General features: G+C 65.9%; 25 protein-coding genes. 12 read left to right on the top strand and 13 right to left on the bottom strand.

Annotated features, from left to right (window positions below; all coding sequences use genetic code 11):
- Position 1: 1 nt before the first annotated feature.
- The 3 genes from ACQPW1_RS47590 to ACQPW1_RS47580 all read right to left on the bottom strand — a co-directional run bounded on the left by ACQPW1_RS47590 (position 2) and on the right by ACQPW1_RS47580 (position 3,335).
- Positions 2-691: an SRPBCC family protein gene (locus tag ACQPW1_RS47590; RefSeq protein ID WP_433665554.1), complete on the bottom strand. Its 690-nt coding sequence runs from the start codon at positions 689-691 to the stop codon at positions 2-4.
- Positions 692-711: 20 nt separating this feature from the next.
- On the bottom strand, positions 712-2,397 hold the full coding sequence (locus ACQPW1_RS47585; RefSeq protein WP_433660506.1) for a thiamine pyrophosphate-binding protein: 1,686 nt from the start codon (positions 2,395-2,397) through the stop codon (positions 712-714).
- 143 nt (positions 2,398-2,540) lie between these two features.
- The gene (locus tag ACQPW1_RS47580; RefSeq protein ID WP_433660505.1) at positions 2,541-3,335 is read right to left on the bottom strand and encodes an MspA family porin; all 795 of its coding nucleotides are present in this window, start codon (positions 3,333-3,335) and stop codon (positions 2,541-2,543) included.
- A gap of 134 nt (positions 3,336-3,469) precedes the next feature.
- Between ACQPW1_RS47580 and ACQPW1_RS47575 the strand changes: the two genes are divergently transcribed.
- The 3 genes from ACQPW1_RS47575 to ACQPW1_RS47565 all read left to right on the top strand — a co-directional run bounded on the left by ACQPW1_RS47575 (position 3,470) and on the right by ACQPW1_RS47565 (position 5,862).
- Positions 3,470-3,985: an EXLDI protein gene (locus ACQPW1_RS47575; RefSeq protein WP_433660504.1), complete on the top strand. Its 516-nt coding sequence runs from the start codon at positions 3,470-3,472 to the stop codon at positions 3,983-3,985.
- A gap of 129 nt (positions 3,986-4,114) precedes the next feature.
- Positions 4,115-5,098 carry an ATP-binding cassette domain-containing protein gene (locus tag ACQPW1_RS47570; protein ID WP_433660503.1) on the top strand — a complete coding sequence of 328 codons (984 nt, stop codon included), beginning with the start codon at positions 4,115-4,117 and terminating at the stop codon, positions 5,096-5,098.
- Complete coding sequence (locus ACQPW1_RS47565; protein ID WP_433660502.1) at positions 5,095-5,862, top strand: ABC transporter permease; 768 nt, start codon at positions 5,095-5,097, stop codon at positions 5,860-5,862. Before ACQPW1_RS47570 ends, ACQPW1_RS47565 begins: the two co-directional genes overlap by 4 nt.
- A 64-nt stretch (positions 5,863-5,926) precedes the next feature.
- On the opposite strand, the gene ACQPW1_RS47560 is transcribed toward ACQPW1_RS47565, so the two are convergent.
- The 3 genes from ACQPW1_RS47560 to ACQPW1_RS47550 all read right to left on the bottom strand — a co-directional run bounded on the left by ACQPW1_RS47560 (position 5,927) and on the right by ACQPW1_RS47550 (position 7,871).
- Positions 5,927-6,658 (bottom strand): zf-HC2 domain-containing protein, encoded by a 732-nt coding sequence (locus ACQPW1_RS47560; RefSeq protein WP_433660501.1) that lies wholly within the window; start codon positions 6,656-6,658, stop codon positions 5,927-5,929.
- Positions 6,655-7,164 carry a sigma-70 family RNA polymerase sigma factor gene (locus ACQPW1_RS47555; protein ID WP_433660500.1) on the bottom strand — a complete coding sequence of 170 codons (510 nt, stop codon included), beginning with the start codon at positions 7,162-7,164 and terminating at the stop codon, positions 6,655-6,657. Before ACQPW1_RS47555 ends, ACQPW1_RS47560 begins: the two co-directional genes overlap by 4 nt.
- 62 nt (positions 7,165-7,226) lie before the next feature.
- Positions 7,227-7,871 (bottom strand): YqgE/AlgH family protein, encoded by a 645-nt coding sequence (locus tag ACQPW1_RS47550; protein WP_433660499.1) that lies wholly within the window; start codon positions 7,869-7,871, stop codon positions 7,227-7,229.
- A 114-nt stretch (positions 7,872-7,985) separates the two neighbouring features.
- Between ACQPW1_RS47550 and ACQPW1_RS47545 the strand changes: the two genes are divergently transcribed.
- The gene (locus ACQPW1_RS47545) at positions 7,986-8,747 is read left to right on the top strand and encodes a lysophospholipid acyltransferase family protein (protein WP_433660498.1); all 762 of its coding nucleotides are present in this window, start codon (positions 7,986-7,988) and stop codon (positions 8,745-8,747) included.
- On the opposite strand, the gene ACQPW1_RS47540 is transcribed toward ACQPW1_RS47545, so the two are convergent.
- On the bottom strand, positions 8,741-9,052 hold the full coding sequence (locus ACQPW1_RS47540; RefSeq protein ID WP_150400259.1) for a GNAT family N-acetyltransferase: 312 nt from the start codon (positions 9,050-9,052) through the stop codon (positions 8,741-8,743). The two genes, ACQPW1_RS47545 and ACQPW1_RS47540, sit on opposite strands and share 7 nt — an antisense overlap.
- Before the next feature lie 205 nt (positions 9,053-9,257).
- Between ACQPW1_RS47540 and ACQPW1_RS47535 the strand changes: the two genes are divergently transcribed.
- The 3 genes from ACQPW1_RS47535 to ACQPW1_RS47525 all read left to right on the top strand — a co-directional run bounded on the left by ACQPW1_RS47535 (position 9,258) and on the right by ACQPW1_RS47525 (position 12,409).
- Entirely contained in the window at positions 9,258-10,826 is a 1,569-nt protein-coding gene (locus ACQPW1_RS47535) for an alpha/beta hydrolase (protein ID WP_433660497.1), read from the top strand.
- Positions 10,827-10,928: 102 nt separating this feature from the next.
- Positions 10,929-11,618, top strand: a complete 690-nt coding sequence (locus tag ACQPW1_RS47530) for a nitroreductase family protein (protein ID WP_433660496.1) — start codon at positions 10,929-10,931, stop codon at positions 11,616-11,618.
- A 77-nt stretch (positions 11,619-11,695) separates the two neighbouring features.
- On the top strand, positions 11,696-12,409 hold the full coding sequence (locus ACQPW1_RS47525; RefSeq protein ID WP_433660495.1) for an HAD family hydrolase: 714 nt from the start codon (positions 11,696-11,698) through the stop codon (positions 12,407-12,409).
- Positions 12,410-12,412: 3 nt separating this feature from the next.
- On the opposite strand, the gene ACQPW1_RS47520 is transcribed toward ACQPW1_RS47525, so the two are convergent.
- The 3 genes from ACQPW1_RS47520 to ACQPW1_RS47510 all read right to left on the bottom strand — a co-directional run bounded on the left by ACQPW1_RS47520 (position 12,413) and on the right by ACQPW1_RS47510 (position 14,274).
- The gene (locus ACQPW1_RS47520) at positions 12,413-12,778 is read right to left on the bottom strand and encodes an MmcQ/YjbR family DNA-binding protein (protein ID WP_433660494.1); all 366 of its coding nucleotides are present in this window, start codon (positions 12,776-12,778) and stop codon (positions 12,413-12,415) included.
- Between the two features lie 67 nt (positions 12,779-12,845).
- Positions 12,846-13,328, bottom strand: a complete 483-nt coding sequence (locus ACQPW1_RS47515; RefSeq protein WP_433660493.1) for a peptidylprolyl isomerase — start codon at positions 13,326-13,328, stop codon at positions 12,846-12,848.
- A gap of 148 nt (positions 13,329-13,476) precedes the next feature.
- The gene (locus ACQPW1_RS47510; protein ID WP_433660492.1) at positions 13,477-14,274 is read right to left on the bottom strand and encodes an ArsR/SmtB family transcription factor; all 798 of its coding nucleotides are present in this window, start codon (positions 14,272-14,274) and stop codon (positions 13,477-13,479) included.
- Between the two features lie 173 nt (positions 14,275-14,447).
- Between ACQPW1_RS47510 and ACQPW1_RS47505 the strand changes: the two genes are divergently transcribed.
- The 3 genes from ACQPW1_RS47505 to ACQPW1_RS47495 are packed head-to-tail and all read left to right on the top strand — an operon-like array spanning position 14,448 to position 16,457.
- Positions 14,448-15,377 (top strand): ABC transporter ATP-binding protein, encoded by a 930-nt coding sequence (locus ACQPW1_RS47505; protein WP_433660491.1) that lies wholly within the window; start codon positions 14,448-14,450, stop codon positions 15,375-15,377.
- On the top strand, positions 15,374-16,225 hold the full coding sequence (locus tag ACQPW1_RS47500) for an ABC transporter permease (protein ID WP_433660490.1): 852 nt from the start codon (positions 15,374-15,376) through the stop codon (positions 16,223-16,225). The genes ACQPW1_RS47505 and ACQPW1_RS47500 overlap by 4 nt, the downstream gene beginning before the upstream one ends.
- On the top strand, positions 16,215-16,457 hold the full coding sequence (locus ACQPW1_RS47495; RefSeq protein WP_433660489.1) for a helix-turn-helix transcriptional regulator: 243 nt from the start codon (positions 16,215-16,217) through the stop codon (positions 16,455-16,457). Before ACQPW1_RS47500 ends, ACQPW1_RS47495 begins: the two co-directional genes overlap by 11 nt.
- Before the next feature lie 12 nt (positions 16,458-16,469).
- Here the strand turns inward: ACQPW1_RS47495 and ACQPW1_RS47490 are convergent, their stop codons facing one another.
- Complete coding sequence (locus tag ACQPW1_RS47490; protein WP_433660488.1) at positions 16,470-17,351, bottom strand: NAD(P)-dependent oxidoreductase; 882 nt, start codon at positions 17,349-17,351, stop codon at positions 16,470-16,472.
- A gap of 219 nt (positions 17,352-17,570) precedes the next feature.
- Between ACQPW1_RS47490 and ACQPW1_RS47485 the strand changes: the two genes are divergently transcribed.
- Entirely contained in the window at positions 17,571-17,921 is a 351-nt protein-coding gene (locus tag ACQPW1_RS47485) for a winged helix-turn-helix transcriptional regulator (RefSeq protein ID WP_433660487.1), read from the top strand.
- Between the two features lie 44 nt (positions 17,922-17,965).
- Here ACQPW1_RS47485 and ACQPW1_RS47480 read toward each other — a convergent pair whose 3' ends face one another.
- On the bottom strand, positions 17,966-19,093 hold the full coding sequence (locus tag ACQPW1_RS47480) for a glycerate kinase (protein WP_433660486.1): 1,128 nt from the start codon (positions 19,091-19,093) through the stop codon (positions 17,966-17,968).
- Positions 19,094-19,311: 218 nt separating this feature from the next.
- Here ACQPW1_RS47480 and ACQPW1_RS47475 point away from each other — a divergent pair, with 218 nt between their 5' ends.
- A complete protein-coding gene (locus tag ACQPW1_RS47475; protein ID WP_433660485.1) occupies positions 19,312-19,758 on the top strand; it encodes a nitroreductase/quinone reductase family protein in 447 nt (148 codons plus the stop codon).
- A gap of 18 nt (positions 19,759-19,776) precedes the next feature.
- Here the strand turns inward: ACQPW1_RS47475 and aroQ are convergent, their stop codons facing one another.
- Positions 19,777-20,217 carry a type II 3-dehydroquinate dehydratase gene (gene aroQ / locus ACQPW1_RS47470; protein ID WP_433660484.1) on the bottom strand — a complete coding sequence of 147 codons (441 nt, stop codon included), beginning with the start codon at positions 20,215-20,217 and terminating at the stop codon, positions 19,777-19,779.

The following is a 20,217-nucleotide window of genomic DNA, read 5'->3' as shown; positions in this document are numbered from 1 at the left end:
CTCATTTCATCCAGTCGGGCTTGATGGGCAGGCCATGCGCCGCCCGGTACTCGCAGATCGCCTTGAGGTTGTCCATCTCCAGCTGGTGGCCCGCGGAGAACATCTCCCAGAAGTCGCCGACCCACACCGGGCGCTTCGCGGGCGCGGTCTCGGGATAGGGGTTCTCGTCGTAGAACGGGTGCTTGCAATTGACCCACAGCACAACCGAACCCGGCTTGTTGAACACCGTCTGCGCGTCCACGACCCGCAGCAGGTAGATCATCCACAGGTGCTGGGACTGGTCCCAGGCGCAGTGGTAGTCGACGGTCATCCCCTCCGGATGCGCGACGGTGCGGGTGAAGATCTTGGTCTCGTCACCGAGCCGGTCGTAGGCCAGCCACAGGCCCGGCTCCTCGGTCGGGACGAATCCGCGCAGGCTGTAGGTCCATTCCTCCAGCGAGCGGGAGTCGGCGAGGTACTCGTACACCTCGCGCGGCGGCGCGGCGATATACGCCTGCACCGGACAGTAATCGCCGAAGATCTGGTCGTGCGGATACACCGACCGCAGCATGTCCATGATGATCGGCGTGGTCGCGTCCTTGTCGGAGTTCTCGATCCGCAACAGACCGGGCGGCAGCAGATCCGCCGGGATATCGCTGAGTGCTGGCAGGGCGCTGGTTGGCCCGCCCGTCACCCGGCCACCACCCCCCATGGAATCGCTACGCAATGCGGTCATTTCTTACTCCTGGATTGTTCGATGGTCGTCAAGAACGGAAGAAACGGCGGAACCTCGTCGGGGTCCACGTCGATCGAAATGAACGACGGCCCTTCGGTTTCCATGCAGTGCCGCAGCGTCGCGGCCAGCTCGGCCGGTGCGCGCACCGAGAAGGTGGTCAGTTCGGGGAACATGGCGCCGACACCGTCACCGAGGTGTGCGGGCCGGAATCTGTTGAAGCTGTAGCGGTCTCGGTAGTACAGCTGCTCCCTGGTCACGCACATGGCATGGGCGTTGTTGTTGAGCACGATGAAGGTGAGCGGCAGTGCGTGCTCGATCGCGGTGTGTATCTCCATGCCGTGCATGAAGAACGCGCCGTCACCGGCGACGACAACCGTGCGCCGCACACCGTCGGGCCCGTGCCTGCGCGCGAACGCGGAGCCGATGCCCGCGCCGAACGCGTAACCCATGCCGCCCATCCCGAGCGCGACAACGAACCGGCCACCGCGCGGCACCCGCAGGTGATGCACCACGGCCGCACCGGTATTGCCCGCGTCGGCGAAGACATCGGTGCCGTCCGGCAGCCCCGCGTCGATGGTCTCCACCAGTTGCCGATAACGCAGGCCGGGGCCCGAGGACTCCGGAACATGCAGTGGAGTAAGCGGAGTAACCGTGCGTCGGTCCGGAACCGCTGTGGCAGCGGCGAATTCGTCGGCCAGTTCGCCCAACGTGCGCGCCAGGTCGGTACTGGTGGCATGGATGGACGGCAGATACGGCGGCGTCACCCCGATGCTGGCCACCGTGCCGCCGGCCAGCAGTTCGTCCAGCCCGGTGCGGGTGGTTACCGGCATCGGAGTGCCGATGATCAGGCATAACGCTGCCGATCGGATGGCCGCACTGAGTTCGGGATGCCCCATGGTGCCCGCGACCCCGCAGAAACCGGGATCGGTGTTGTCATAGGTGTCCTTGGCATCCGGCGCGACGCCGACCGCGGCATCCAGCACCGCGGCCAACCGAGCCAACTCGTCCCGCGCGTCGTCGCGGGCGACCTGGTCACCGGCGATGATCACGATCTTCCCGGTCCGCCGCGCCGTCGTGAGAGCGGCGCGTAGCCGAGCCAGACCTGCCTCGTCGCGCCGATACACCTTGGTGGGCAATCGAATCGGCCGCGCCGTGCCCATGTTCGCCTGCTGCACATCCTTGGGCAGCAGCAGCACCGCGGGCCCGCCGCGCCGGGCGGCGCCGACCGCCCTGGCCAGCTGATCGGGCAGGTCGGCGGCGGTCTCGACACGTGCGCAGTAGCGGGTGATCTCGTCGAACATGCGGACAGCGTCGATGGTGCCCGCCTGGCCGCTGGTGTCCTGGAAGGCGCCATTGCCCTCCAGCGCGGTCGGCGGCTGGCCGACCAGCGCGAGCACCGGTACCCGGGACGCGAACGATTCGGCAAGTCCCGCAACGAGATTCATCGCACCGCCGCCGGAGGTCGCGGCGACCACGCCGAGTCCGCCGGTCGAACGGGCGTAGCCGTCGGCCATGGTGGCCGCCGAGAACTCGTGCTTGGCGATCACCCCGGTGACGTCGTCCGGCGCGTCGAAGATCGCGTCGTACAGATCCTCGATGTTCGCGCCGTCCACACCGAAGATGTGCCGAACACCCAGGGCCGAAACCGCCTGCACCAGATAATCCACGACCCGGCTCTGCATGGGCACTCCTTCCCGCGGTGTCCACCTGTGCTCTGGGCACACGCGAGATCACTTTCTGCGTACAGGAGTGATACGGGTGAGGAAGGCAGACGGTTCAACGCTGAACCGGGCGTGCGGCGACGGCCGCGGCTACCGGCGGATGCTCAGCGCAACTCGATGGGATCGCTGTAGACCACTTCACTGGTCTGCCCGGCGCGGGTCACCAGGGTGAACTTCACGAAGGTCCGCACGGTGACCGGCCCGAACGCGCCGGTCACGGTCAGATGCGTGTTGGACAGGTCGGCGTAGGCCATCGGTTGGGTCAGTGCGACCGTCGCCAATGTCGTCGCGACGATGCCACCGTGTCCCACCTGGAACGACGTCTGCTGGGACGGCAGGACGGTGGCCAGCGCGCCGAATTCACCGCCCAGTTCGAAGTTCAGCGGGGTTTCCGACTGGCCGCCGGACTGGGATTCGGATTCGGATTCGCTCTGTTGGGATTGGCTCTGCGACGAGGTGGTGCCCGCGACCTTTGGCTTGGCGTTCCCGGTGACCGCCACCGACGGCGAGTTGAGCGTCGCGGTGATGCCGTTGGGCGCCAGCGCCACCGGGTAGCCGATTTCGTAGCCCACCTCGAGCACCGCGCTGACGATCTTGCCGCGCTTGGGCCCGTCGACCTGGCCGATGCCGATCCCGGACAGGAACGCCTCTTTGCTGAACGGGTTCTGGTCGAGCGGCGGCGTGACGTTGGCTCCGGTGTTCGCCTCGATGATCATGAACGCGTAGCCGTCCAGGGTCCGCTTGATCAGCTGATGGCCGATTCGCACCGGCAGGGTCGAGGGATCGACGAACTTGGCCGAAGCGGGTGTCGCGGTGGTCAATGGCAAGGCCAACGACAGCAGGCAACTACCCAGCACCAGCCGGGTGCTGCGCTTTCGCTCGGCATTCAGAGGCTTCACAGCCGCACTTTCTCGCAATCTGCGATAGCGGTGACTATCCAGCAACCTACAAGAGCCGGATTCCGAAACGTCGCATTTCGCCGGGTGGTGTCGCACGGCTTGCGTGTACGTATACATCTACATATAGTCGTGTCATGCCCAACAAGACGATCTATGTTGCCGATGACGATCTGCCGCTGTTCCAGCGGGCCCAGGAACTGGTTGGCGGCAATCTCTCCGGGGCGGTGACCACGGCGCTGCGCCGTTTCATCGAATTGGAGGAGGGTCGGCAAGAAGGGTACGACGAGGTCGTCGTCCGGGTCGGACACAACGGTGTCCGGCAGGTCCGGTTCTCCGGCGCGCTGCTCTTCGAAACCAACGAGGTCAATGACCACCGGATGGAACACGTCCGGGTGTTCCGCAGTCGCAAAGGCAAGTTCGTGCTGCACGCGCACTACGCCAGCTGGGACGACTATCCGCAATCCGCCAACTGGATCAAGGATTTGAAGAACTGGCGGCGCATGCTCGGCGTCGGCGAGCAGGACTGGGGTGACTTCATCCTGGAGATCGTCGACTCGGTCGAGGAACTGAAAGGCAAGCTGCCGGACAAGGTTTACGAGCGGGTGGTCGACGTCGCGAAGCGCCCGCAGATCGAAGACCTCGACATCTAGCCGAATCGTCTTTCCGCACAACTGAACAGCACTGCTCGACACGCAAAGCCGCTCCGGGACACCGGGTGCGGTGTAGAGCAGTCATGCGCTCATGCGCATTCACTAATGGAATTCACCGAAAGGACCGTCATGGTCAACGGCCATCGGGCACCCGCCATTTCGGCGCTGAGCCTGCGCAAATCATTCGGCGAGCACGTGGTGCTCGACGGCATCGACATCACCGTCCCCGAGGGCACGATCTACTCGCTGCTCGGCCCGAACGGCGCGGGCAAGACCACCACCGTGCAGATCCTGAGCACGCTCATCCACGCCGATGGCGGCGAAAGCCGGGTCGGCGGCCACGATGTCGAGGCCGAACGCGACGCGGTCCGCAAGGCGATCGGCGTCACCGGCCAGTTCTCCGCGGTCGACGAACTGCTCACCGGCCGGGAGAACCTGCACCTGATGGGCGACCTGCATCATCTGCCACGGCGCGAAACCCGAAGGCTCGCAGCGGATCTGCTGGAACGCTTCGACCTGATCGAGGCCGGTGACAAGCCCGCGTCCACCTACTCCGGCGGCATGACCCGACGGTTGGACCTGGCGATGACGCTGGTCGGTGACCCGCGCATCATCTTCCTCGACGAGCCGACCACCGGCCTCGATCCGCGCAGCAGGCGGGTCATCTGGGATCTCATCCGCGGTTTGGTCGACGACTACAACGTCACGGTGTTCTTGACCACCCAGTATCTGGAAGAAGCCGACCAGCTGGCCGATCGCATCGCGGTGCTCGACAACGGCCGGATCGTCGCGGAAGGCACTGCGGCGGAACTGAAGCGGCTGGTGCCCGGCGGTCATATCCGGCTGCAGTTCGCCGACCGGTCCGCGTTGCTCGCCGCCGCGACGGCGTTGGGTACGCCCGCTCCGGCAATCGCTGACGACGAATCAGCCGACGAGGAACTGACTCTCGCGGTGCCGAGCGACGGCAGCGTGAAATCGCTACGGGCCGTGCTGGATCGGCTCGACTACGAGCAGATCGAGGTCGACGGCCTCGCGGTGCACACCCCCAACCTCGACGACGTCTTCCTCACCCTCACCGGCCACCCGACCTCCGAAAAGGAAACCGTGTCATGAGCACGTCCTACGCCCTCGCCGATTCGGCGACCATGCTGCGGCGCAACCTGCTGCACGCCAAGCGCTACCCGAGCATGCTGTTCGGCGTCATCTTGATGCCGAGCATCCTGCTGCTCATCTTCAAGTTCGTCTTCGGTGGCGCGCTCGAAAAGTCTTCCGGCGGAAACTACATCGACTATCTGGCCCCCGGCATGCTGTTGATGGTTCCGGCCTACCTCACGGCGTCGGTCGCGGTGTCCATCGTGACCGACAGCACGAAGGGCATCGTGAATCGGTTCCGCACCATGGGCATCACCCAGTCGGCGATGCTGACCGGACACGTCATCGGTGCGCTGCTGCAGGCCATGCTCGGCATCGTGGTGATGTCCGGGGTCGCGCTGCTCATCGGGTGGCGGCCCAATGCCAATGTCGCGGAATGGATCGCCGCGTTCGGTCTGCTCGCCTTCATGAGCTTCGCGCTCAACTGGCTCGCGGTCGCGCTGGGTCTGCTCTCGCCGAATCCGGAGGGCGCGAGCAACGCCGTCTTCCCGATCATCATGCTGCCCTTCCTTGGCAGCGGCCTGGTCAGCACCGACACCATGCCCGTCGGGTTGCGCCAGTTCGCCGAGTACCAGCTGTTCACCCCGATCACCGAGACCATCCGCGGCCTGCTGATGGGCACCGAGATCGGCAACAGCGGATACCTCGCGCTCGCCTGGTGCGCGGGCATCGCGATCGTCGGATTCTTCTGGTCCAACTCGATTTTCCGTCGCCAGACCGACTGATAGACCAGCACACGATGAGGGGTACCGATCCCCCGCCGAAGCCCGGCGGGGGATCGGTCTGTTCTTACACCGTTCCGGAAAGCAGCGTCTCGCCGGTCGACGCCAACCGGATCTCGACCGCCCGGATCTGCTCCGGCGTCTTGTCGATGGTCCGATCGATCGTCAGCTCGGTGCCCGGCCCGGCGGGCCACTGATCGAGCTCGGTCTGACTGCCGTCGGTACCGAGGACGAACAGCTTCAGATTCCACATGTACTGCTGATTGCTCGGTCCGTAGCTGCAGCTCATCACGATCCGCGTCTTGCCGTCGGCCTGCACGACCTTGAAGCTGGCCGTCACCGGATTCGGCTTGAGCGGTTGCATACTGCGTTCCGCGACAACGTTTTCGGTGGTCGTGGGACCCGACGAGGTGACGGTGGCGACCACCGGAACCGCGATGGCCACCGCGGCGGCAGCGGCCGCGACCGCGGCGCCGACGGACACCCACCGGCTCCGTCGCCTGCGCTTCTCGGCCGCGTCGGCCAGCCGCGGCAGCAACTGCGGCACCGGCGGGCTCGTCTCGACCGCCGCCGGGCCCAGCTGTGCCGCAATGGCTTCGGGCAGATCGATCATCGCGAGCGCGGTCGCGGGTTCGACCATGGCGAGCATGCCCGGCATACCGGCCAGTTCGGCCACGGCGGCCTGGCAGGCGGGGCAGCCGGCCAAATGCTCTTCGTATTCTCGTCGCTCGGTCCTGGTCAGGGAGCCGAGCACGTAGGGCGCGTCCCACGTGGTGTAGTCGTCAGCGATGTCGGTCATTGGTTCGTCACCCCCATCTCCTGTAGTGCCAGCCGTAGTGCCCGCATGCCGTAGTGCATCCGGGATTTCACCGTTCCCGCCGGAATGTCGAGTTCCGCGGCAATCTGGTGGGTGGAAAGGCCCCGATAGTAGGCCCGTACGATCACCTCGCGGTGATCGGGACTGAGCCTGCCCAACGCGTCCGCGACCACCCAGCCGTCCAGGGCACGGTCGGCCTGGTCGGGCGTCGCCTGCTCCGGCGGTGTGTCGGTGCGGAACTCGCGCCGGTTGCGGGCGCTGCGATGCTCATCCACGGCGAGATTGCGCGCCACCGTGAACAGCCACGCTCGCGCCGATGTCTCGGACTGATCCAGTACGTTCGGGCGTTGCCACGCCCGAAGCAACGTTTCCTGCACGATGTCCTCGGCCCGTCCAGGGTCGCGAACCAAACCGAGCGTGTACCGCCACAGAGCAGCCGCGTGTTCGTCGTACAGGACCCGCAACAACTCGGTTCGGTTGTCGGGCATTGCTCACCTCCCGCTCATCCCACGATTCAGCAGGGGTGAACAGTTCAATAAGAGCTTGCATCTCAATTTCGTTCGAGTTCGATCGGGTGGGTGGCCAGTAGTGACAGGGGGAGGGGCTGGCGGCGCAGCACGTGTGCCCAGAGGTCGGCGCGGCCGGTGCTGATCGGGTCGGAAGGCAACGCGGACAGCACGATCCAGTCGTCGTTCTCCAGCTCGCCCTCCAACTGTCCGAAGGTCCAGCCCGCATAACCTGCGAAAATGCGGATGCCCTCGACCAGCTGGCCGATCTCCTCCGGGTCGGCGTCCAGGTCGACGAGGACCACCCGGCCGTCGATCCGGCGCAGGCCGGGGATGCCGTCGATGCTCGCGCCGACGCGGATGGTGCCCAGGCACAGCGCCGCGTCCCGCTTGACCGGTCCGCCGATGAACAGGGTGCGCGGCGCGGCCGCCACCTCGGTCCAGCGCGGCAGCACGTCGTGCACGGCCGTATCGCTCGGCCGGTTCAGCACCACGCCGAGGCTGCCCGCCTCGTTGTGCTCGATGATGTAGACAACGGTGCGCCGGAAGGTCGGCTCGGCCAGTTCGGTCGCCGACACCAGCAGGGTGCCGGCGCGCACCACCTGCTCGCCGTGCCGGAAATCGCGCCGCTTGCGGTCGCCGTGCCCGCCGCGAGTTTTCCGATCATCCGGGTCGTCTGCGCGTGCCACTCGGACATCATCGCAGTTGTTCGGCCGATATGCGCTTCTGCTGACCAGTTCGGTGCCCTGAATTTGTCTCAGGGCCCGATGCTGGACGCTTGCGGGCGTCGTAGAGTCCGTGTCATGGAACCTCCCGAGGTGCGCCTCGAGAACAGCGACACCGTGTACGACTTCTATCTCGACCATCGGCAGAATCGGCTGAAAGCTTGGGCTGCGTACGCCATTCTGGGCCGTCGTTACTATCCCCGTGTCTCTTACGCCGAGGGTGCGCAGGCCGGTTTACGTGCCGCCATCAAGCATGGCCGGCCGCTGTTGATCTCGATCAATCATCTTTCCGAGAACGATCCGTATACGGTCGCGGCGGCGGCGTGGCGCAGCGCGTTGCGACCGGTGATCGGGCGGGTGCGGGTGCTGGCCAAGGACGAGTTGTTCGAGGAGCCCGAACAGCGGCGCAAGATCGACATGATGGGCGGGATTCCGGTGTTCCGCGGCAAGGACCACGGGATTCGCGCGGTCAATGCGGCTGGTCAGCGCATGATGGACATCTGCGCGCAGCGGATCGTGCGCGGCGACGGTGTCGCGGTGTTCCCGGAGGGCACCTGCAACGAGGTCGACCCCACCCAGGTGCAGCCGGTCGGTAGCGGCATCGGGCACATCGCGTTTCGCGCGATGAAGCTCGGCGTCGAGCCGGTGCTGGTGTCGATGGGCCTGAGTTACGGCCCGCGGGCCGACCCGACGGTGCAGCCGAACAAGGAGGAGGCCAAGTCGGCCAGCTTCTACTTCGGCGTACCGATCACCGAATTGCCGAGCAAGCCGGGCGACATCGCGCGACTGGTACGCACCGACCTGCAGCAGGCGCTCGACGGCGCGGTCGCCGCTTACTGAGGCAGATTCAGGCTGTCGCGCGCCCAGTGCGGCACCATCACCAGGTATTCGGGGCGGGTCTCGATGAAGTGGTGCACCATCCGGCACATCGGCAGCGCGCCGAGTTTGTCCTCGGCGGTGCTGTTCAACGCCGCCTCGACCAGCACGCGGCCGTAGCCCTGGCCCTCATAGCGGGGGTAGATCTCGGTGTGCACGAACGCGCGTTCGGACTGGGTGTCTTGATATTCGACATACCCGGCGTTGTCACCGTCGACATAGAGCTCGAAGCGTTCCAGAGCGGTGTTGATACGGACCTCCGTCGACATGGCTCGACGCTACTCCCGTGCGACGTCATCCGCGCATTCCGCAACGCGTAGCGCCGCGCCCGGGCGGTCTGGGGACGGTCCCGCCCGCGGGCGCCTGACCGGCGCAATCCGGTGCCCGACTTGTCTGTCGTCGGCGAGCTGCGCAGAATGCTCATGATCGGGGTCGCGCACGCACGCGTGGCGGCGGCCTGTGGAGGTACGAAACATGATGAAGGTACGGCTATTTTCGTGGGCCGCGGCTGCCATGGTCGGCTGCCTGCTCGGGGGAACGATCGTGTCCGGCCTGGCCGACGCCGCACCGACTTTCGGGGCCTGCCCGGAGGGCTCGGTGGTCGCGGGGCACGGCGTGCAGTGCGCTGTCGTCGACGTGCCGATGAACTATGCCGACCCGGCCGGGCCGAAGATCCAGGTGACCGTCAGCCGGATCGCGGCAACCGGAGAGCGGCGCGGCGTCATCTTCGCCAACCCCGGTGGACCCGGCGCGGACGGGCTGGACTTCTGGGGCCTGCGTACCGATGTGCTGCCCGCCGACCTGAACGCACACTACGACCGGATTGCGGTGCAGCCGCGCGGTTTGCGCTGGGCCACCCCGTTGACCTGCGCCACCGAGGACGGCACGCCGGTGTCCCTCGGCGGCGGCGACCGCAACGCCATCAAGAAGGCGTGCGATATCGCGCATCCCGGCTATCTCGACACCATCACCACCGAGAACACCGCCCGCGACATGGACGCGGTGCGCGCCGCGCTCGGGCTCGACCGGATCAGCTACCTCGGCACCTCCTACGGCACCTACCTCGGCGCGGTGTACGCCTCGCTGTTTCCCGACCGGGTCGAGCGAATGGTGTTGGATTCCAACGTCAATCCCGACTGGGTGTGGAACGAGGAGTTCGCCCAGCAGCAGATCGCGGGCAAGCAGCGACTGGACGACCTGTTCGCCTGGATCGCCGAGCACAGCGCCGAATACCACCTCGGCGACACCGCGCTGCAGGTCTATCAGAACTGGGTGCGGATGGCGGTCGACCAGGGCGGCGGCTGGTACGCCAACCTGACCCCGCCGCCCGCCAGCCTCGCCGACCTACCCGGCGCGCTCCCCGAGCCGCTCGCCGAGATCGCCCGCGACGGCTACACCGGCAGCCTCGAGCAGACCGGCAAACTGCAGAACCTGTTGCGCACCTTGATCTCCGGCGGCGCCACCGCGCAGGGACCACTGCTCGGCGCCACCTCGGTCGCCAGCTACACCCGCACCTACTGGCCCGCCTTCGCCCGCGCGATGGCCGAAGCGCTCGCCGATCCGGCGAACGTGCAACGCCTGCGCACCATCGAGGGCGCCACCTCCACCGACCCCACCGGTCGCTACGTCTTCGCCGCGATCACCTGCAACGAGAACGCCATTCCCGGTCGACTCGACGTGATCGGTTCCGCGATAGCGACTATCGCCTCCGGCGGCAACGCCATGGACGCGCGCGCCGACCTGGTCCGCTCCGGAATGGCCTGTGGCGCATGGAAGCCCGTCGCCACGCCGGTCCGGATCACCGGCGCCGGTCTCGGCACGCGCCCGCTGATTCTGCAGAGCCGCCACGATGCCCTCACCAAATACGAAGGCGGACCGGCGATGTCACACGCGCTGAACGGTTCCCTCATCTCCGTCGAAGGCGGGGATCACGGCAACTTCGGTCGCGGAAACCGGGCGGTCGACGACGCCGTGATGACCTATCTCGACACCGGACAGGTCACCATCACCGAGGCCACGGAGGCGCCGTTGCCGGTGCGCTGACGCGCTCGGGTCGGTGCGCTGTCGCGTCGGATGTCTGGCTGGGTGGACGGTAACTTCGTCTCGGCATTGCCGCCCCAGTTCGCGCGGATCACACTGCAAACTATGACGACGTGGACACCGCTGCATGGTCAGCCGTTTCAGCCAATTGCGTACCACCCGAACCGGATTCCCGCTGCGGAAGCGCTCGCCAAGTCGGCCGCGTTCCGCGAGCGGATGGATGAGCGCCGCACCGTGCGGATGTTCTCCACCGACCCGGTGCCGGAGCAGGTCGTGCTCGACGCGATCGCGGTGGCGAACACCGCGCCGTCGGGCGCCCATCAGCAACCGTGGACCTTCGTTCTGGTCGAAGATCCCGACGTGCGCGCCAGGATTCGCGAGGCCGCCGAGGCGGAGGAGCGAATCTCCTACAACGGCCGCCTCGGCGAGGAGTGGTTGTCCGCCCTGCGCCCCCTCGGCACCGACGAGCACAAACCCCACCTCACCGATGCCCCGTACCTCCTGGTCGTCTTCCAGCAGCGCTTCGGCCTGCGCCCCGACGGCACCACGTACAAGCATTACTACGGCGACGAATCCGTAGGCATCGCCGTCGGCATGCTCCTCACCGCCCTGCATATCTCCGGACTCGCCGCGCTGACACACACACCGAGCCCGATGAAATTCCTCTCTGAAGTCCTCAACCGCCCCCGCAACGAAAAGGCTTTCGCGGTAATCCCTATCGGCTATCCCGCCGAAGATTCCGTCGTCCCCGACCTCGTCCGCAAGACAATGGACCAGGTTCTCATTCGAATCTGATCCTGTCTCCGTGTGAACCGGCGAGTAGCCACATTCGAGTGCTTATCGCCGGTGTTACCGCAGGTAGCGTGCCTCCAATGGCAACCATTGGATCGCGCCCCCAGCCCATCAGGGCGGTCGTTTTCGACTGGCGAGGCACGCTTGTCACGGAACTCACTCCGCAAGGCTGGGCTCGGGAGGCGCTGAAGCGGGTGGGTCGCAAATTCGATACCGAGGCCGTCGATAAGTTGTTGCTGGATATCAAAATGGCTGCGGGTCAGCCGAATCGGCTGCAATCACCGCAGGGCAACATCAGTTTCGAACGTCATAGGGACACCTATTATGAGGTGTTCGTGGACGCGAAACTCCCGACCGAACTTGCCGACGCGCTCTTCGCGGTCGAGTCCGACCCGAGCTACAACGAGTTCGCCGTCGACGCCGCGACCACTCTTATCGCCCTCGCGGAAAGCGGTTACCAGGTCGGCATTCTCAGCAACATCCACTTCGATATCCGTCCGGTCTTCGCCGAGGCGAAGCTGTTCGACTTGATCGACACCTTCGTGCTGTCCAACGAGGAGGGGGTCCAGAAACCCGACCCCGCCATATTCGAGCGGGCACTCGAGAAGCTCGGCACCCGGGCCGGGGAAACTCTCATGGTCGGCGACCGCCACTCCCGCGACGGAGTCGCCGTCGAAGTCGGAATGCCGACCCTGCTCGTTCCCGTGCTCACCGACCCTCGGCAACGGCGACTCCACCTCGTCACGAGCCTGGTCGGCGTCAGCGTCGACCACGCGGTGCCAGTACCCGTGTAGGACCTATCGGGTCGACGGTCGGGATGACGACAGGTCGGGGACCGCGGCGATCAGGTCGTCGGGGGCGGATAGGCGCCATGCTTCGAAGACCAATTCGGCCAGCTCGTCGGGTTCGATGCCGGATAGGTGAACGACTACCCAGCCGAAACCGCCTGCGGTGAACTGCTCTTCGAAGACTTCGGGGCGTTCGGAGACGAGTGCCTTCTGTTCGGACAGCGTCTGTTTCAGGCCGACTGTTCGGGTGCGCGGCCAGTAGTAGCCGAACAGTTTGCCGCGCACCTTGTAGGAGGTGTACTTCTCGCCCTTGGTGCTCTGCACGTCCACGAGCTCGCCCACGACTCGAAAGAACTCGTCACTCTGCACTGCCACCGCGGAACCCCTCAAAGTCGGAGTCCGGAATATACCCGTGCCGGGTGACCCAGTAGGACGTGCCTGGTCAGCGGGTCACGGTGGCCGAGGTGAGCACGACCTGCTGGACCGGCACGTCCTGGCCGCCGGTCTTGACCTTGCCGATCTGGTCGACCACACCCTGGCCGCGCGACACCTTGCCGAATACCGCGTAGCCCCAACCGTCTTGCCCGGGATAGTCGAGGAACGCGTTGTCGTTGGTGTTGATGAAGAACTGCGCGGAGGCCGACTGCGGGTCGGACGTGCGGGCCATGGCGACGCTGTAGGTGACGTTCTTCAGCCCGTTCTTGGCCTCGTTCTCGACCTTGTTCGGAGCCGGCTTCTCGCGCATGGTCTTGTCGATGCCGCCGCCCTGGATCATGAATCCATCGATGACGCGGTGGAAGATGGTGCCGTCGTAGTGACCACTGTTGACGTAGGTCAGGAAGTTTCGCACGGTCTTGGGTGCCTTCGTCTCGTCGAGTTCGAGCTCGACATCACCCATAGACGTTTGGAGCAGGACCTTGATCATGATTTCCCCAATGTGTGCGACGGGCTCAGTCCCGCAGTCGCCCTGACGGACGCGTGCTCCAACCGAGCTGGACACGGACCTGTGCAGCCTACCGGTGCGTGGCCGCGGGGAAACCGTTTCGGCCACGCATCGATGCCTGCCGCGATAGCTACACGGCCAGGTGTGGCAGCACCTCGCCCGTCTCCAGCAGGGTCTTGAGGTTGGACAGGATGCCCGGCCAGCCACTGCTGATCCCTTCTCGGACAACGCTGTTCGGCGGAAACGCGTTGTGCACGACGGTCAGCTTGACCACGCCGTCGCTGGCCTGCTCGAGTTCGAAGGAAACCTGGGAACGCGGCTCGCGGGCCCAGGCGGCGACCTCGTCGGGGTTCATGTCGAAGGCCTCGGCGAACGCGGGATCGAAGGTGTGCCAGGTGTAGGCGAGTTTGTTGTAGGGGTCGGCTTCCAGCACCACCTGCTCCGGGTCCTTGCTGGTCCAATCCTGCTGGTGCCAGACCATTTCGGAGCCGGGCTGCCAGTCGGTGTCGAAGGAGGAGCCCCAGTAGCGCTTGGTGAAGGCCGGCTCGGTCAGGGCCTGCCACAGCTTTTCCCGGGTGGTCTTGATGAAGGTCGTGTAGACGAATGTGTTGTCGCTCATGGGTTCTACCTCCAAGGCTTTCTTTAGATCGGCGAGCGCGTGTACTCGCGCGCGGTCGTAGCGGGTGATCCAGCGGTCGGTGATGGCGTTGATCGGTTCGGCGTTGAGGTAGTGCAGTTTTTCGCGGCCGCTGCGGCGGGTGCTGATCAAGTTGGCCGCCTCCAACACGGCGAGGTGTTTGCTGACCGACTGGCGCGCCATCTCCAGCCCCGCGCACAGTTCGCGCAGGGTCTGCCCGTTGCGGGCATTGAGACTGTCGAGCAGCCGCCGCCTGTTGGGGTCGGCCAGCGCTTTGAATACCTCGTCCATGCCACCTTCGTCCGCGCCCCCCTTCCGGCTTATGCAGCCGATCAGCTGCATGTTCGAAGATTAGGCAGCTGAATGGCTGCATGTCAAGATCTGCCCGTTGGATAAAGCATTGTCGCGTCGAAATGTAGTAGGTATGCTACGAAACGACGGGAAACCGCAACGGGGAGAGAAGCATGATAGTAGGTCAGGGCGTCGCACTCGACGTCGAGCAATTGCGGATGCGGTACGGCACCACCGACGTCCTGCACGATGTGACGTTCCAAGCCGGGCACGGCGAAGTGCTGGTGCTGCTCGGACCGAACGGGGCGGGCAAGACCACCACCATCGAGATCCTGGAGGGCTTCCGCATGCGGTCGGCGGGGCGCGTCGAGGTGCTCGGGGTCGATCCGGCGCACGGCGGCGAGGCGTGGCGGGCGCGCATCGGCGTCGTCCTGCAATCGTGGCGTGATCACGGCAAGTGGCGGGTCCGGGAACTGCTGGACTATCTGGGTGCGTTCTACGCGCCCTACGGCACCGACCGGATCCAACGGCCTTGGGACACAGACGAACTCATCAAAGCGGTGGGCCTCGCCGAGCAGTCGTCCAGCAAGATCAAGGACCTGTCCGGCGGCCAGCGCCGCAGGATCGACGTCGCGATCGGCATCGTTGGTCGCCCGGAGGTGCTGTTCCTGGACGAGCCGACCGCGGGTTTCGATCCGGAGGCCAGGCGCGAGTTCCACGATCTGGTGCATCGGCTCGCCGACGACCAGCAGACCACCATCCTGCTCACCACCCACGACCTCGACGAGGCCGAGAAGCTCGCCGATCGGATCCTGATCCTGGCCGGCGGCCGGATCATCGCCGACGGTTCGGCCGACGAACTCTCCCGCCGGATCGCCGGTGAGGCCGAGGTGAGCTGGACCAACGACGGGCAGCGGTTCGTGCACGCGACCGCCGAATCGACCAAGTTCATCTACGAACTGTTCAAGCAATACGGCGACGCGATCGGCGACCTGGAGGTGCGTCGCGCCTCACTGGAGGACACCTACATGACACTGGTACGCCGATTCGAATCCGGTCAGGTCGAGTCCGAGCTGCGCACGATCGAGGAGGTAGGACGATGAACCCGATCGCGGTCGCCGTTCGGCAGGGCTGGACCCGCGGCATGATCGAGCTGCGGCAGATCTTCACCAATGGTCAAGAACTGTTCGGGCTGTTCTTCTGGCCCGTGCTCGTGCTCATCGTGCTGTTCTTCATGCGGCACGCGTCATTCCAGTCGAGCGGGTTGCTGCTCGGCTCGCTCGCGCTACCCAGCGTGATCGGCATGCTGGTCGCGATCAACGGAATGATCGGCATGGGTCAGCAGCTCACCATGGACCGCGAGGACGGAACGCTGTTGCGGGCCAAGGCGACCCCGAACGGCATGGTCGGCTTCCTGGTCGGCAAGATCATCCTGGTGTCCGGCATGGTGCTCATTCCCGGTGCCCTCATCCTCGTGGCGGGGTCGTTCATCGTCGACGGGCTCGCGCTCGATGACGCGGGGTCGTGGCTGACGTTGCTGTGGGTGATGGTGCTCGGGCTGCTCGCCACCCTGCCGATCGGTGCCGTGTTCGGGTCGATGTTCGCCAACCCACGCGACTTCGCGTTCATGTCGTTCCCGGTGATGGGACTGGTCGCGGTATCGGGCATCTTCTACCCGATCACGTCGATGCCCGGCTGGGTGCAGGGCGCGGCCCAGGTGTTCCCGGTGTACTGGCTCGGGCTCGGCATGCGCTCGGCGATGCTGCCGGACCAGGCGGCGGCCGTCGAACTCGGCCAATCCTGGCGGCACCTGGAAACCTTTGGGGTGCTAGGTATCTGGGCGGTGCTCGGGCTGCTGCTCGCGCCGGTGGTGCTGCGCAGGATGGCGCGGCGCGAGTCCGGTTCCAGCGTCGCCGCCCGCCGCGAGAAGGCGATGCAGCGTGCCTACTGAGGTCATCTACAACCGCATCGCGATGCTGCGCGCCGAGCGCGGCATCTCGCGGCGCGAGCTGGCGGAGGCGCTCGGCGTGCACTATCAGACGGTCGGCTATCTGGAGCGCGGCGAGTACAGCCCGAGCCTGCATCTCGCACTGCGGATTTCGTCCTACTTCGAAGTGGCGGTGGAGATCATCTTCTCCACAGACCCCTTCCCGCGCCTCGGCTCCAGCACCGAAACTGCTTGAACTACGAGCGAACTAGGCCTGACCGCCGTGCAGCAGCGCGTAGGTCGAGACCGCTTCGCCCTTCTCCTCGCTGGCGGCAACGGCCTTGCGCCAGAACGACTGCGCGGTGTGCGAGAACGTCGCGTCCACACCGACCTCCTCGCTGGCGTCGATGATGTGCTGCGCGCCCGCATCCATCATCTTCAGGCTGGCCACGGTGGCCCAGCCGCCGTTCTGGTTGGCGACCGAGAACTCCTCCATGAAGTAGGGGAACGCGGCGGCGGACCGGACGGCGAACGGAACGAACTGGGCGATGCTGTGGCCGGAGCGATCGATCATCGCGGTGGCCTGGTCGAACGCGAGGAGCCACGGATGGAAGATGGTCAGCAGCGCCTGGTAGAAGACCTGGGCGAGACCGTCATCCGCGCCGAGGTACTCCTGCGGGCTCAGCGGCCGCAGCAGCTCGGCGTGCGCGTCGAAGACCTCGCGCGGACCGCTGCAGAAGATGTACGACGCGGGATGAACGATGTTGTCACCCGCCGACATGACGCCGCCGGAAATGAACTGCGCGCCGTGCGAGCGGACCCACTCGGCACCCGTGCGCGCCTTCTCCGGCGAATCGGAGGACAGATTCGCGATCACCTTGCCCGCCAGGTGGTCGGTTGCCTGGCCGAGCACGTCGTACATCGCGGCGTAATGGGTGAGGCTCAGCACCGTCACTTCGTTGGCGTCCAGTGCCTCGGCGACCGTCCCGGCGCGCTTGGCGCCGAGTTCGACCATCGCGTCGACCTTGTCGGTGCTGCGATTCCACGCGGTCACCTCGACGCCGGCGTCCAGGAAGGCCCGGACCATCGCCTGACCCATCGGCCCGAGGCCGACGACGGAGACGGAGCGGGGGCTGGTCTGTTCGGACATTGTGTGTCCCTTCGGTTCTCGATCGGATGCTGTATCTGATGGGCGGCGTTCGCGGGGCCCTGCGTGGTTACGCAAGCTGCCGCCTCCGGGCCCGTCGCTCACGCCGCGTCGGCGCCGGAATCAATACTCGTTCCCGCAGCTAGAGTCGGGAAGACCGAACGTTCAGGTGGGGTTGCTTACCTAGAGGTTCGAAATGCGGTCAGAAGGAGTGCGGTGGGCATGGGCAGTGACGCGGATCACGACGTGTGTGGCATGTCCGTGGCGATCGATGTCGTCGGCGGCAAATGGAAGCTGCACCTGATGTGGGCGCTCAGCGCCGACCCGCAACGGTTCGGCGAGATCCGCCGCCTGCTGACCGGCGTCAGCGAGAAGGTGCTCGCGGAAAACCTGCGCCAACTCGAGGCGAGCGGCGTCGTGCATCGCGAGGTCTATCCCGAGGTCCCGCCCCGCGTCGAGTACTCCCTCACCCCGCTCGGCCAAGAACTGGCGGTAGCCCTGCGTCCGCTCGAAGAGTGGGGCGACAAGCATCGCAACGAAGTCATCGGAAACCTCCTCGCCTCGGCGAGTTAGGGATACCGCCGCTGCGGCTCTGTAATTGGTTGCGTCACAGTGACTTAACGTCGCAGGTGTTGCTCTGCTAGCTGTGCGCCGATTTGTTCCAAGAGTGGGCTCGCGTTGGCGATCGAGCGGGCCGGGTCCGGTTCCAGGTCGGTGAGGGCGTAGCAGGTGGTGAAGCCCGCTGCTCGGATCTCTTGGGCGGCAAGGAGTGTGCGGCCGACGACTGCGATGACGGGGATGCCTGCCTTGCGTGCGGTCTCGCAGACACCGATCGGGGCCTTGCCGTGCAGGCTCTGGGTATCGAGGGAACCTTCGCCGGTGATGACGAGGTCGGCGCCGGCGAGTAGCGCGGGGAAGTCGAGGAGCTCGAGGATTACCTCGATGCCGCTGCGCACCTGCGCGCCGAGGATGGCGAGTGCGCCGAAACCTGTTCCGCCCGCGGCACCGGCGCCGGGCTCGTTCGCGAAGTCGGGTCCCGCGAGTCGTGCCCAGTTGGTGAGTGCGGACTCCAGAGTTTCGAGATCCGCTGTGTCAGCACCTTTCTGGGGTGCGTAGACCGCGGCGGCGCCTGTTGAACCGAGCAGTGGATTGTCGACGTCGCAGGCCAATGTGAAAGTAGCGGTGGCGATTCCGGGGTGCAGGGCGGCGCGGTCCAGCTGCGTGGCACGAGCCAAAGCCGCACCACCACTGGCTAATTCGCGGCCATCGGCATCGCGAATCCGGGCACCGAGTGCCTGCACCATGCCCGCGCCGCCGTCGGTGGAGGCGCTGCCGCCGAGTCCGATGACGATGTCGGTGGCGCCGTGGTCGAGGGCGTGCGCGATGACGACACCGAGACCGAACGTGCTCGCGTCGAGCGGATCCGGTTGGCCCCCAGGTAGTTTCTCGATTCCGACGACCGCGGCCAACTCGATCACGGCTGTCGCGTCGTGCGTCGCATAGGACGTGGTGTCGGACGCGCCCGTCGGACCGGGCGCGATCAACTCGACCCGGGTCCACCCGGCCGCCACGAACGCGTCGACGGTCCCGTCGCCGCCGTCGGCGACCGGCACCTGCCGAATCTCCACCTCGGGCGCGACCCGTGCGATGCCCGCGGCAAGAGCCGCCGCCACCCGCGGTGCGGTCAGCGACCCCTTGAACTTGTCCGGGGCGAGCACTACCCGGCCTACGACCTCGCGCGTCATCCCCACATTGTCGGGTGCGTTCCGATCCACCGCGCGCCAGCGCGCACTCGTTTCATTCGATCCACAGGGTTCCCACTCCCTGTGAGACCTGTGGATAGACCGCGAACACTCCTGTTGAGCGGCAGAAACAGAAAAAGAGAGCAGTGCTCTTGACTTTGTGTTCGCCAAAGTGGAACACTTATCGCAACAGAGAGCAGTGCTCACTAAGGAGTTGCATCATGGACCACAGCACCCGCTACATCGGCCCGGCCGGCCTGGACCCGATCATGAACCGGATCTTCAACTGGCTGCCCAGGCTCGGTATCAGCGTCATGGGTTCGCGGCTGCTCGCGGTCCGCGGCCGCAAGAGCGGGGAGTGGCGCACGACGATGGTGAACCTGATGGCTCGTGCGGACGGCGCCCGCTTCCTGGTCGCCCCGCGTGGACACACTCAGTGGGTGCGCAACCTGCGCGTGTCCGGCGGCGGCGAGCTGCGCCTCGGCCGCAAAGTCGAGGAATTCACCGCCACCGAGATCGCCGACGCGGACAAGGTCCCGCTGCTGCGGCTCTACCTGCAGAAGTGGGGCTGGGAGGTCGGCAAGTTCTTCGAGGGCGTCACCAAGGACGCGACCGACGCGGAATTGGCCGCCATCGCACCGGGATTCCCGGTCTTCCAGATCAACTGAACGCGAGCGGCCGCGCAATCAGGCTGAGCGAACCAGGAATTCGATCGCGGCCGCGTATCCCTGGATTCCCATCCCGGCGACCACCGCGGTCGCGATCGGAGAGATATAGGAGTGATGCCGGAACTCCTCACGGGCGTGCACATTGCTGATGTGCACCTCCACGATGGGGAGTTCCGGGATCACCAGCGCGTCCCGCAGGGCCACCGAGGTGTGGGTGAGCCCGCCGGGATTGATCACGATGCCCGATTCGACGCCGCGCGCCTGATGGATCCGGTCGATCAGCGCGCCTTCGGAATTGGACTGGAAGGCGACGACCTCGCGGCCGTAGCGTTGCGCGGTCTGCCTGCAGAGCTCGACGACATCGTCGAGCGTCGCCGACCCGTAAACCTCCGGCTGACGAGTGCCGAGCATGTTCAGGTTCGGGCCGTTGAGAACCAGGATCGGACCGGATGCGGACAT

It is taken from the genome of Nocardia sp. CA-128927, from assembly GCF_050955855.1.
GTDB lineage: Bacteria > Actinomycetota > Actinomycetes > Mycobacteriales > Mycobacteriaceae > Nocardia.
Note: the sequence above shows the minus strand (reverse complement) of the source record. Positions and strands in the feature narration are given on the sequence as shown.